Source organism: Deltaproteobacteria bacterium, from assembly GCA_016210045.1.
GTDB lineage: Bacteria > UBA10199 > UBA10199.
On record JACQUX010000025.1, the window covers coordinates 28763 to 40108 of the forward strand.

An 11346-nucleotide genomic window follows, 5' to 3' on the forward strand; every position below is an offset into this window, starting at 1 on the left:
CAGGCCCTCGGGACTCCCCTCTTGCTCCTGCCGGGGCATGTGACTCAGCAATTCAATCTGGATGAGCAACTCGGGTCCGATGCGATGTGCGCAGGGCCAGCAGGGCTTGGACGAATTCGGCGGCCTTGTGGACTAAGTCTTGGGCACTGCTTTTCATGAAGTCCGGTGACGGTGCATAATCGGCGATGGCTCGCCATTCTGTTAATATGGCCTATTTTGTCAAATGTAGGTCATTTTGGAAAATAGAGAATTGAAAATGGAGGACGATCCGCTGGCGGCGGATCGTTACCCCCCCGCGCCTGAGGATGTGGCAACGGCACCGTTTAATTGTTCCATCACGGCGAGGAAGCGTTTGCCTTGCGTGAGGGGGACTTTCAGCGCAACGCCAGCGGGGAGGGGGACAGAGCCGTCGTAGACCGCCGGTGTCAGTCCGGGATTCAATTGCCACAACGTTTCCAACGCCACGGCGGCGTGCTTCGCGAGGTCCGGCAGCGCCACGATGCCGGTCGTGACAACGGTGTCGTATTGGAGCGGCGGGTCGATAGTGAGTTTGCCGAACAGCGTCTCCCGTTGTTCGTAGGTGTGGAGCGCGGCGAGGAATTCACAATAAAAATTGCGCGATGCAAATCCGTAACTGGCGCCGCGATATGAGTTAATGATCCGTTCGATCGACGTGGTGCCGAGTTCTCGCACCGCGCGCAGCAAGTTGCCGGGACCGGAATTGTAGGCATTGATCGCGAGCGGCCAGGTGCCGAGCTGCTGGAAATTCTTCTTCAATAACCGTGCGGCGCCGTGACTCGCCGCGGTCGGGTCGTTGCGTTCATCGATGAAGCGCGTGTTTTGCAGTCCCATCAGTCGCGCCGTCCCGGGCATGAATTGCCAAATCCCGGAGGCCCCGGCCTTGGAATACGCGCGCAGATCGAACATCGATTCCACAAACACGAGCCGGCTCATTTCCCACGGGATTTGCTCTTCGGCAAAGATCGCCTCGATCTGCGGCAGATAGCGCCCCGACGCGATCAGACCGGCGCGAAACCGATCTTTCAGCCCGGTTTGGCTGCGCAGCCGTTCGTTGGTGGCCGCGGCCCGAAATTGCTCCGGCGTTGCCCCGTAAGGGGCGAACAGTTTGACGATCCGCTGCTCTAATGGGGATTGTCCGGGACGTTTGGGATCTTCCGTGAGTCGGAGCAGCGCTTCGCGTACGCGATCCATGGTCTCGCGGACTCGCGCGCGCCGCGCTTCTTGCACCTCCGGCGGAAACGCCGCGAACGGGTCGCCTAAGCGGCTGATATCGGCCAAGCTGATGGTTGCGTAGACGATCTCGAGGTGGTCGGTGTCGTGAATCAGGACCTGATTGCGATCGTATTTGCTGTAAATGTCTTGCCAGAAATGCACTGGAGCGGCCAGCGCACGCGGGATTGCGAACGTGGCGCGGATCTTCCGGTGCCGCTGCCCTTGGGCGCGGGCCGTATCGGCCACCCGCGCGTAGAATCCTTGGGCGTGGGCCGATGAAAGAGGGTGGAACAAGAGTGAAACGAGCAGTACGCTGACCGCGAACAGAGTGAGCAGTTGCTTCATGAGCGCGATATAGCATATACCCGCCGCGTACGGAAAGTAGAACCCACCACTATTTAGGAGGAAAATATGCGTATCACATCTCTCATCGTCGCTGCGGCCGTGGTCGGCGGCTCGCTGTTCAGTGCTCGCCTCGCACGAGCCGACGGCTGTTTCCTCTGTGAGGGTGGCGGCTACGTTGCCTTCACCGGAGAGGACACGTTTGAGAAACGGAAGAAAGCGACCGAACAATTCGGTTGCAAGGTCTCGGGCACGACCTCGTCATGCAGCCATCCCAAGGGAACGGTCAGCAGCCTGCGCCGTGGCACAGAAGACCAAGTCGCCTGCGAAGGGGAAGAGCATCAGAAAGACAAGAAGGGGAAGAAATACCAATCTCCGAAGCAGGAGTCGTAACGCGTGGGGCCTCGGGGGCGGAAGCTTCGGCGTTGGTTGCTTGGGCTCGGCATGAGCGTCGGGCTCGCTGTGGCCGGCGTCTATTACTTTCCGCAATGGTTAGCGGTCTCTGACCCCGTCGCGCCCGCCGATGCGTTGATCGTGCTCGGCGGCGATGCGACGCGCGCGATCGATGCCGCCAAATATTTCCGCCAGGGGATAGCGCCGATTGTCTATATTTCGCAGCCCGTCGTGGAAGCATCGTTCCGTCGCTTAGAGGAATTCGGGATCATCTATCCGCGTGAAGCCGACGTCGCACGCGCAGTCTTGATCGCGAACGGTGTGCCGGAGTCGCAGATTCGTTCCGGCAGCGATCCGGTCATTAGTACGGTGGAGGAGGCGGAGGCGTTAGAGCGGCGGTTGCCGGAGTCGGCGCAGCGCGTGCTGTTAGTGACGTCGCCATATCACGTGCGACGCACGCGCTTCATCTTTCGACGCGCGATGCCGGGACGCGTAGTCTCTGTCGTCGCGTCGACTGCGGAACTCTATCCGCGCCGCTGGTGGACTCGCCAAGATGTGGCGCGTGCCGTCGTGTTGGAAGGAATGAAATTCGCCTTTTATCTCCTCGGAGGACGATTTTATGCGCATTGAGTGGATCACGTTGGCTTGCGCGATCGCGTTACTCCTCTATTTCCGCTGGGCAGGAAGGGTGTGGAAACGACTGCCACAGCTCCCACTCGGATTCTTCATCGTCTGGCTGTTATTGGAAAGCGTCGCACCGCTACTCACTCGCCTCGCGTGGCATGGGCTGTTGGCGTGGGTTGCGGCCCTCGCAACGATTGCCCTCTATTTCGGCCTGATTCGCTTTGCGGCCTTTGCCATCGAGTCCGTCGTCGGGAAACGGCGACGCGTCGCCGTGCCCGGGATCGTGCGCGATGTCGTGCTGGTGATCTTGTACGTGATCGTCATTCTCGTGGTGCTGCGGCAACAATTGCATCTGGATCTCACGTCGCTGGTGGCGACGTCGGCCGTCCTGACCGCCGTGCTCGGGCTCGCACTGCAAGAGACGCTGGGCAACTTGTTTTCCGGCATCGCGCTCAATGTGGAACGGCCCTACAAATTGGGCGATTGGGTCGCGTTCGATAAATATCGCGGCCAAGTGCGTGAAATGGGTTGGCGCTCCACGACCATTCTCACTGCGGAAAACGAAGCGATCACGATCCCCAATAATCTGATCTCGCGCAGCACGATCGTCAATTACAGCGATCCCTCGACGCTGATCGTCTCCGGGTTTTTCCTCGGCATCGGGTACGAAATTCCCCCGAATCGCGTGCGCGCCACGGTGCTGGAGTTGTTGCGTGCCCATCCGCAAGTGCACGGCGGGAGCGAAATGGAAGTGCGCGTCGTCGATTTCGGCGAGAGTGCGGTGCGCTATGAAGTCCGCTATTTTGTCGATATCCGCGAGGGATATGAATGCACGGAGCACATCAAATCGGAGCTATTGACGCACTGTTGGTATCGATTCCAGCGGGATGGATTGCGCATTCCGTATCCGACGCGGATCAATTATCAGGGCCGCGAACCGACGCCGGAGGCCCTCGGGGCGGAGATCGGGCGCGTGTTGGCGAACGTGGAAGTCTTCAGTCCGCTGCAAGCGGACGATCGGCGGCTGCTGGCCGCGCGCGTGGATCAACTCTATTTCGCGCGTGGCGAGACGGTCGTGCACCAGGGTGCGGCCGGTGACTGTATGTACGTCATCGCCAAAGGCGGGTGCGAGATTGTCGTCAGCAGTCCCGGCCGCCAAAGTGTCGTCGTCGCGCGGATGGGCCCCGGCGAGTTCTTCGGCGAGATGTCGCTGATGACCGGAGAACCGCGGAGTGCCACGGTCGTGGCGACAGACGATCTGATGGTCTATGCGATCGACAAAGAGGATATGCTTGCGGTGCTTGAGGCGCATCCGACGCTCTCCGCCGCGATCAGCGAAATCCTCGCGCTGCGACTGGCGCAGCGGACCGAAGCCCTCGCCAGCGCCGGTCCTGCCGAGCCGCACACGCTGCCTCCCAACGCCGGGCAAATCCTGCAACGGATTCGGTCGTTTTTTGGGATACGATAATGGGTGACTGGTGGCTGGTGACTAGTGACTGGGGATCGGAGCGCGGATGCCCTCCCCCCCCAGCCACTAGTCACCAGCCACTTCCGTTCAGCCACTAGTCACGAGTCACGTTTTTTGCGAACGTGCGCATCCGATCGCGCAGCGCGGGGAGTTGTTGCCGATAGCGGTCGACGAACGTGAGATCGAGATCGGCCACGAGGACCTCCGGCTGCGCGCTGCCGGCCTCCGCGAGGGTTTCTCCCCATGGACCGACGATCAGCGCATGACCGTAACTGCGCGCATTATATTTGTGCCCGCATTGGGCCGGCGCGATCATGTAGGCCTGATTTTCGATTGCGCGGGCGCGGACCAACACATGCCAATGCGATTGTCCGGTGAAATGCATGAAGTTCGAGGGGAGGCAAAGGATCTCCGCGCCGCGCCGGGCCAGGATGCCGAAGAGTTCCGGCATCCGCACGTCGTAGCAAATCGTCAGGCCGATGCGGCCGAACGGCGTCTTGACGGTCATCGGCTGCGTGCCGGCGTGAAATCCGGTCTCGCGCAACCAGTGTCCATCTGGCATCCGGCAGCGAAAGAGATGCATCTTGCGATAACGCGCGGCGATCCGGCCCTCGGGATCGATCAACCAACTCGTATTGTACCGTCGGTGCGGCGTTCCGGCGGCCTCTTGGACTGAACCGAGCAATAACCAAATGCGCAACGTGGCCGCTAAGTCACGTAACGCGCGGATGGGTGGGGCGTCGTGAGTGAAGACTACGCGCCGATCCGGTCCGAGATAGAGGCAACTCTCCGGCAACGCCACGAATTGGGCGCGCCGCCGTGTCGCGCGCCGAATCAATTCGGTGGCTTGGACAAGATTCGCCGCCACGTCGGATTGCGTATCCATTTGCACCACGGCGACTCGTACGTGGCGGCCGACTGGCTTCATTGTACAGGCTCCATTCCTCTCGGTTGTTGGAGCGTAACGGCATGCATGGTGGGGTGGTCCACGGCGGCGAGTTAGCATGTTGGAGAAATAAATTAAACAGTTGCATTGTTTGTTACGTTATCGCTATCCGCGCGTTCCCTAAACTTGCAGCGAAGGAGCAGTATGGCTCGGATCGTATTTCATCCGGAGCAGGCGCATACAGTTGTCGAACATGCATCTGCCCTCAGGCACTTGCTGCCGCAGACGGATCGGCCCAGGACCCCAGTGGCTGTTGTGGCCGTTGGAGGGCAGCGCTTGGTCCAATTAGTAAGGAGGCTAAAAAGCCCATTCCCCAGCTGCTTGCAGGCGATCGAACCGTTGCGCTTGGCATTGCTGGGCGAGCGGCCGATCCCGTGGGAACGGGGACTCGGTGCTCTGCACACGGCCGAGCGGGCGCTGGCGATCGGGGCCATTGTGCTGTCCGATGAAGTCCGTCGGATCGACTACGGGCGCAGTGTGCCCGCTTTGTATCTGGACGCCCCAATGTATCAGCACGGAGCTGATCCGTTGGCCTGTGCCGTCGTCGTTGCGAGCGGATTAGGTGCGATGCGGCGCTGCGTCGCGGGTAATGAATACGACGTTCTCAGCGAGATCGAGCGCGCCGTACAAGACGTCCTGCAACAGGGTGCGGCGCTCTTCAGCAGACTCACATTTTCGCAGCGGATGGATCTGCAACGGATCGCAATGGCCACTGTAGGCGGCGACGCGATGATTCCGCTGTCTGAAGTGTTGCCGACACTGACGGCGGTCGGCGCATTGCTCGACCATTCGGCCATGGCACCCACTGTGGTAGACGCCGCAGCGCTCGATTTGTCCGCCACACTGTTCGATATGCCATTTGCCGCAGCGCAGGCGGCTGCGCTGCGGGCTTTCCGGGAGCGGTATGTCGAGGCGCTCATGGACCGGTGTGGTGGTAATGTGTCGCAGGCGGCGCGCGAGGCCGGTCTTGATCGTTCGAATTGGCGGCGGCTTATGCTGAGGGATCGAGGGGCGCTATCCCCTCGCGATTAAGACTGTGGTGCAGTCGGTTGCTTCTGTTGTTCCCGCATCCGGTAGACGATCAGCAGTAATTCGGCCACGGCCGTATACAACGATTCCGGAATTTCATCGCCGATCTCGAGTTCGATCAACGCCCACGCCAGCGGAATGTTGCGCATGATCGGCACGTCGTACTCTTCCGCCACTTCGCGGATCAATTGCGCAAACAGGCGTTGTCCTTTGGCGAGGACTTGGGGCGCGGCCATGTTCGCGGTATCGTATTTCAGCGCAATCGCGAGTTCGGTCGGGTTGGTGACCACCATATCGGCCGCTGCGACCGCTTTCCGCACGTCCGACTGCGCCATCTCTTGATGCAGTTGTCGCCGCATCGATTTGATGAGTGGATCGCCCTCGTCTTGCTTATACTCGCGCTTCACTTCGTCTTTGGTCATGCGCAACTGCTTCTTGTATTGCCAGCGTTGCACCATGATGTCGATGATCGCGAGCACGATGAAGACGACGAAGACGCGGATCAGGAACGCCGTCAAGACCCGCTGGGCGACTTCCGCCCCATGGAGCGGCGAGGCAGTCATCGTCAGCAGGACTTCGTTCAGCGATTTTTTTAACACCCAGTAGGCGAGGAAAAAGACGAGTGAGACTTTTAAGATATTTTTCACCAACTCGATCAGTGTCGTGATCTTCGCCATGTTCTTCACGTTCTCGACGATATTGAGTCGCTTCATCTGCATCTGGATCGGCTCGGTGGCGAAGATCGGTCCGGTCTGCAGAAAGCCGACCGCCAGCGCGATCACGGTGAGCAATCCCAAGTACGGCGCGAGGATCTTGGTCATGGAAATGCAAGCTGCGCCGAGTTGGTGGAACAATTCGCGATTGTCGATCTCGCGCTGCTTCGTGAACTCGAAGACTTGTTGGAAGAGGGCACGGAAATCTTCCGTCGACATTTGGAAGAGGACGAGCATGCCCGCAAACGCTGCGATCAAAATGACGATCGTGTTCAAGTCGCGACTCTTCGCCACTTGCCCCTTCTTGCGTGCCTCCCGCACGCGTCGCGGGGTCGCATCCTCGGTCTTCTCTTGTGAGCTGTCTTCCGCCATATCGGTAGTATCGGCCGCCGTGAGAGCGCAGATTTCGTGGCCTGTCCTTGCGCAATCAACGCCGCCAGGCTAATCTAGCAAGATCACAGGATAATTACTAGTCTATGCCCGACGCCGCACCCATTGCCTTTCCGTCCCGCAGCCCGATGGGACAGTATTATCTGCTCGAAAAGCTCGCGCAGGGCGGGATGGCGGAGATTTACAAAGGTCTGGCGTATGACCTGCACGGGATCAAGCGCATCGTCGTGATCAAGAAGATCCTGCCGCATATCGCCGCGAATCGCGAATTCATCGATATGCTCATTGCCGAGGCGAAGATCGCCGTGATGTTGACCCACGGGAATATCGCGCAAATTTACGACTTGGGGAAGGTGGGCGCGGACTACTTTATTGTGATGGAGTATGTGCCCGGATGGTCGGTCAGCCAGATCCAACGCGAATGCGCGGCGCGGAAGCTCCCGATCCCCATTCCGTTCGCGTGCTATATTACCGCCGAGATCGCCGCCGGCCTTGACTATATGCACGAGCGGACCGACGAGCGCGGCGAGCCGCTCCATATCGTGCACCGCGACGTGAGTCCGCAAAATGTGATCTTGAGCGAGTCCGGGACGGTGAAGATCATCGACTTCGGGATCGCGAAAGCACGGACGAAATTAGAGACCACGGACGTCGGCATCCTGAAGGGCAAATTCGCCTATATGTCGCCGGAACACGCCAACGGCGAGGCGATGGATCATCGCAGTGATATTTTTTCACTCGGCGTGATCCTGCACGAAATGTTGGCCGGCGTGCGACTCTTCAAAGCGCGCGACCAACGCGAGACGTTGCGGAACGTCCGCCGCTGTGAACCGGCGGTGCCGTCGACGCTGCGGCCCGACGTATCGCCGGCCCTCGACGCGATCGTGTTGCAGAGTTTGGCGAAGGCGTGTGACGCGCGGACCGCGAGCGCCGGGTTGCTGCGGGGGGCGTTGCTGCGGTTGCTGCATCAGACCTTTCCGGAGTTTCGTCCACAGGATGTCGTGACCTTCCTCCATCAATTGTTCGGCGAAGTCGAACCGGAAGGCGAGCCCGAAGATGCGGAGGGCAAGACGCCGCTGTTGATCAGCGATTTCACCCAGTCGGCCGTGGTCGGTACGCGCGGTGGCGAACCGTTCGAATCGATCGTGGAACACGGCGTGCCGACCGTGATCGCGGAACTCATGGAGCCGTTCGGCCGCGAACGGCCGATGGCTCCGACTGTCGACGAGGCGCCATTGGCGGCGGAGACCGAAGCCGACGAAGTGAGCGTGACCGTGGCGGGCACCGACCTTCAATCCCGCGCGCTGGCATGGCTGCGGCGCTGTCGAGCGACGGGTGCGCCCGTGTGGCAGGCCGTGCAGCGGCTGCGGTTGCGCCCGTTGCGACGGCGCGAAATCGGCATTGTCGCCGGTCTCTGCGTCCTGTGTGGCGTCGGTTTGTTGTGGATCAGCGGCACGGGGGCGTTGCTGTGGGACTCCTGGCAACAGCGACAACCCTTGCTGGCCGAGCGCCAGCCGGTCGTGTTGGGCAGTGAGCCTGTCGTGGCGACGGTTGCGCTGCACGTCACGTCGACCCCGGCGGGCGCCAAAATATTTCTCGATCAGCGCGAAACGGGACTCGTGACGCCCACGACGTTGCGCGGATTAGTGCGCGACCACGAGTATGAACTCGGATTCTTCTTGGACGGCTATCAATATTATCGCATCCCATGGAATATGCGCGACGCGACTGCGAAGTCCCTTGAGATTGTCCTGACGCCCGACTATGGGCGTGTGAAGATTGAAACAACCCCTGCGGGGGCGTCGCTGCGCATCGACGGCGTAGCGCGTGGGCATACGCCATATCAGAGTGCCGCGTTGTTGCCCGGCACCGTGCTGCACTTCCAGGTCGTGTTGCCTGGTTATGAGACGGCGTCGCACGAAGTGCGCATCCAGCCGGGGCGAACGGTGCAGGTCCGGATCCCGTTGCGGCGCCAGTAGGGGAACGCATGAGCGAGCAGAAAATAGGCAAGTCCAAACGCGACGCGAAGATCTCGGTCAGTCGTGAAGTGGAACATACCGTGGTGACGGCGATCGAACGAGTCGAAGGGCCAGGACCAAAACGCGCTTATATTTTATTCCTCTCCGGTCCGCTGGTCGGCAAGCTGCATATGTTGGCCCAAGGGAAGACGGTGCTGGGCCGCAGCCGCGAGGCGAGCCTTGTCGTGTCCGACAACCGCGTCTCGCGCCAACACGTGGAGATTCATGTCGATGGGGATCGCGTGATCCTGCGTGATCTCGGCAGCACAAACGGGACTTTTGTGAACGGACAAAAAGTGCGTGAACACGCGCTGGTCGATGGCGACAAGGTCCAGATCAGTTCCGTCACCATCTTTAAATACGCGCTGCAGGACCACACCGAAAACGTGTTTCATAAAGAATTGTATAAGATGGCCGTGACCGACCCGGTCACGACGCTGTACAACAAACGCTATTTCCTGGAACGGTTAAAGGAAGAGTTCAGCCATGCCCGGCGGACCACGGCGCCGTTGGCGATGTTGATGATCGACATCGATTTTTTCAAGCGGGTCAACGACACACACGGCCATTTAGCCGGCGATATGGTGTTGCATCAAGTCGCGCAGACATTGAAGGGGATCGTGCGCACCGAAGATCTGCTGTGCCGCTACGGCGGGGAAGAGTTTTCGGTCCTGTTGCGCGACGCCGACACCGCGAGTGCCGCGCCGTTAGCGGAGCGGATGCGCGCCCAAGTCGCCGCCGGCAGATACACATTCGAAGGGACCACGATCCCGGTCACGATCAGTCTCGGCGTCGCCGCGATGACGCCGCAACACCCCATGCCCGATCCCGACGCATTGGTCCACTCCGCCGACCAGGCCCTCTACGCCTCCAAACAAGCCGGCCGAAACCGCGTGACGGTGGCATAACGATGTGGCGCGGAACTTTTACAATCGCATTCCGTTTGAGTGAAAAATAATGGTCATTTCTAAGGTGCTGCGTTAGGTCTCCGTCATGTCCACAGACATCCTCAGCGGGGGGCATGCGGTCCTGGAGTGCCTGCGGGCGCGGCGGCGTGCCGTCCATGAGATCTGGGCGACGGCCGAATGGGCACGTGCGCTTGGGGAGTTACGGGCGGGTCCCGCGAAAGGCGCGGTGGCGGCGGAGCTGCGGCGCTTGGCGGGGACCGATCGACATCAGGGAATTGTAGCGCGCGTCGGTCCCTATCCGTATGTGACTCTCGAAGCGATTTTGGACTATGCGGCCGCAGACGCGACCGGGCCGTTGCTGTTACTCCTTGATCAAATCCAGGACCCGCAAAACCTCGGGGCCATTCTCCGCACTGCCGAAGGGATGGGGGCGCATGGGGTCCTGCTACCGAAGGACAATGCCGTCGGTGTGACCCCGACCGTCGTGCGGGCGTCCGCAGGGGCGGTAGAACACCTGCGAATCGCGCAGGTTACCAATCTGAGTCGGGCGATTCGCGAGCTGCAGTCACGCAATATCTGGGTCGTGGGGGCGGCCGCTGAGGGGCAACAATCGGTATTCGATTACCAATTTGCCGGGGGCCACGCGTTGGTGCTGGGGGCGGAGGGAAAGGGGATGCGACGGCTGGTCCGGGAGTCGTGCGATACCGTCGTCCATATCCCGATGGCCGGGCGGGTTACTTCTTATAATGTTTCCGTCGCCGCCGCATTGCTACTCAGCGAAGCCGTGCGTCAGCGCAGGCAAAAGAGTGAAAACACCTGTAATATCCCTTGACAAGCCGTCCGATCCTCAAGTAACTGGCCCGACATTTAAGGTGAGGTAGGGGGGCGTGATCGAGCGGCCGCTGGGGGCGCTTTACTCGTATAAAGTCCCTAATCGACGGCAAACCATGATGGCATAACAGTTGGCGGCGAGTCCGCCGACGTAGCTCAGCGGTAGAGCAGCCGCCTTGTAAGCGGCAGGTCGCCGGTTCAATCCCGGCCGTCGGCTAGAAAATTTATGTAATAAATTTTCTCCTCCATTTTCCATTTTCGAATGGGAGCAATGGAGGGGAAATTTAGCTGGTGTGAGTGCCGGTTCTTTTACAAGCGCAGGCGAGTGGGACGTCGGGTGCTGTGGGGGATCGGCGGCCGCGTAGCGGCCTTCCATTTATTGACAATAGAAAATGGAAAATTTTGAACATAGAAAATGGAAAATTGAGGGTCCGCCTGCGGCGGACGGAGG

10 protein-coding genes and 1 tRNA gene are annotated in these 11346 nt (G+C 60.2%); 8 read left to right on the top strand and 3 right to left on the bottom strand.

Going from position 1 to position 11346, the window contains the following annotated elements; translation table 11 throughout:
* Positions 1–285: 285 nt before the first annotated feature.
* Positions 286–1578: a lytic transglycosylase domain-containing protein gene (locus HY696_08745; GenBank protein MBI4238486.1), complete on the bottom strand. Its 1293-nt coding sequence runs from the start codon at positions 1576–1578 to the stop codon at positions 286–288.
* 66 nt (positions 1579–1644) lie between these two features.
* Here HY696_08745 and HY696_08750 point away from each other — a divergent pair, with 66 nt between their 5' ends.
* The 3 genes from HY696_08750 to HY696_08760 are packed head-to-tail and all read left to right on the top strand — an operon-like array spanning position 1645 to position 4060.
* Entirely contained in the window at positions 1645–1968 is a 324-nt protein-coding gene (locus tag HY696_08750; GenBank protein ID MBI4238487.1) for a hypothetical protein, read from the top strand.
* Positions 1969–2019: 51 nt separating this feature from the next.
* The gene (locus HY696_08755; protein MBI4238488.1) at positions 2020–2598 is read left to right on the top strand and encodes a YdcF family protein; all 579 of its coding nucleotides are present in this window, start codon (positions 2020–2022) and stop codon (positions 2596–2598) included.
* On the top strand, positions 2588–4060 hold the full coding sequence (locus HY696_08760) for a mechanosensitive ion channel family protein (GenBank protein ID MBI4238489.1): 1473 nt from the start codon (positions 2588–2590) through the stop codon (positions 4058–4060). The genes HY696_08755 and HY696_08760 overlap by 11 nt, the downstream gene beginning before the upstream one ends.
* Positions 4061–4154: 94 nt before the next feature.
* Here the strand turns inward: HY696_08760 and HY696_08765 are convergent, their stop codons facing one another.
* On the bottom strand, positions 4155–4988 hold the full coding sequence (locus HY696_08765; protein ID MBI4238490.1) for a carbon-nitrogen hydrolase family protein: 834 nt from the start codon (positions 4986–4988) through the stop codon (positions 4155–4157).
* Positions 4989–5150: 162 nt separating this feature from the next.
* Between HY696_08765 and HY696_08770 the strand changes: the two genes are divergently transcribed.
* Entirely contained in the window at positions 5151–6038 is an 888-nt protein-coding gene (locus tag HY696_08770; GenBank protein ID MBI4238491.1) for a hypothetical protein, read from the top strand.
* On the opposite strand, the gene HY696_08775 is transcribed toward HY696_08770, so the two are convergent.
* The gene (locus HY696_08775) at positions 6035–7120 is read right to left on the bottom strand and encodes an EscU/YscU/HrcU family type III secretion system export apparatus switch protein (protein MBI4238492.1); all 1086 of its coding nucleotides are present in this window, start codon (positions 7118–7120) and stop codon (positions 6035–6037) included. The two genes, HY696_08770 and HY696_08775, sit on opposite strands and share 4 nt — an antisense overlap.
* Before the next feature lie 146 nt (positions 7121–7266).
* Here HY696_08775 and HY696_08780 point away from each other — a divergent pair, with 146 nt between their 5' ends.
* From HY696_08780 to HY696_08795, 4 genes are all read left to right on the top strand, one after another.
* Positions 7267–9117, top strand: coding sequence for a serine/threonine protein kinase (locus tag HY696_08780; protein MBI4238493.1), 1851 nt, complete (start codon positions 7267–7269; stop codon positions 9115–9117).
* A gap of 8 nt (positions 9118–9125) precedes the next feature.
* Entirely contained in the window at positions 9126–10064 is a 939-nt protein-coding gene (locus HY696_08785) for a GGDEF domain-containing protein (GenBank protein MBI4238494.1), read from the top strand.
* An 85-nt stretch (positions 10065–10149) separates the two neighbouring features.
* Positions 10150–10896 carry a 23S rRNA (guanosine(2251)-2'-O)-methyltransferase RlmB gene (gene rlmB / locus HY696_08790; protein MBI4238495.1) on the top strand — a complete coding sequence of 249 codons (747 nt, stop codon included), beginning with the start codon at positions 10150–10152 and terminating at the stop codon, positions 10894–10896.
* Positions 10897–11040: 144 nt separating this feature from the next.
* A tRNA-Thr gene (locus tag HY696_08795) sits at positions 11041–11112 on the top strand.
* Positions 11113–11346 lie beyond the last annotated feature (234 nt).

Excerpts from the sequence above, each read along its gene's own strand:
- HY696_08765 (MBI4238490.1), bottom strand. The coding sequence starts at position 4,988 with ATGAAGCCAGTCGGCCGCCACGTACGAGTCGCCGTGGTGCAAATGGAT.
- HY696_08775 (MBI4238492.1), bottom strand. The coding sequence starts at position 7,120 with ATGGCGGAAGACAGCTCACAAGAGAAGACCGAGGATGCGACCCCGCGA.
- rlmB (MBI4238495.1), top strand. The coding sequence starts at position 10,150 with ATGTCCACAGACATCCTCAGCGGGGGGCATGCGGTCCTGGAGTGCCTG.
- HY696_08755 (MBI4238488.1), top strand. The coding sequence starts at position 2,020 with ATGAGCGTCGGGCTCGCTGTGGCCGGCGTCTATTACTTTCCGCAATGG.
- HY696_08745 (MBI4238486.1), bottom strand. The coding sequence starts at position 1,578 with ATGAAGCAACTGCTCACTCTGTTCGCGGTCAGCGTACTGCTCGTTTCA.
- HY696_08770 (MBI4238491.1), top strand. The coding sequence starts at position 5,151 with ATGGCTCGGATCGTATTTCATCCGGAGCAGGCGCATACAGTTGTCGAA.
- HY696_08780 (MBI4238493.1), top strand. The coding sequence starts at position 7,267 with ATGGGACAGTATTATCTGCTCGAAAAGCTCGCGCAGGGCGGGATGGCG.
- HY696_08785 (MBI4238494.1), top strand. The coding sequence starts at position 9,126 with ATGAGCGAGCAGAAAATAGGCAAGTCCAAACGCGACGCGAAGATCTCG.
- HY696_08750 (MBI4238487.1), top strand. The coding sequence starts at position 1,645 with ATGCGTATCACATCTCTCATCGTCGCTGCGGCCGTGGTCGGCGGCTCG.
- HY696_08760 (MBI4238489.1), top strand. The coding sequence starts at position 2,588 with ATGCGCATTGAGTGGATCACGTTGGCTTGCGCGATCGCGTTACTCCTC.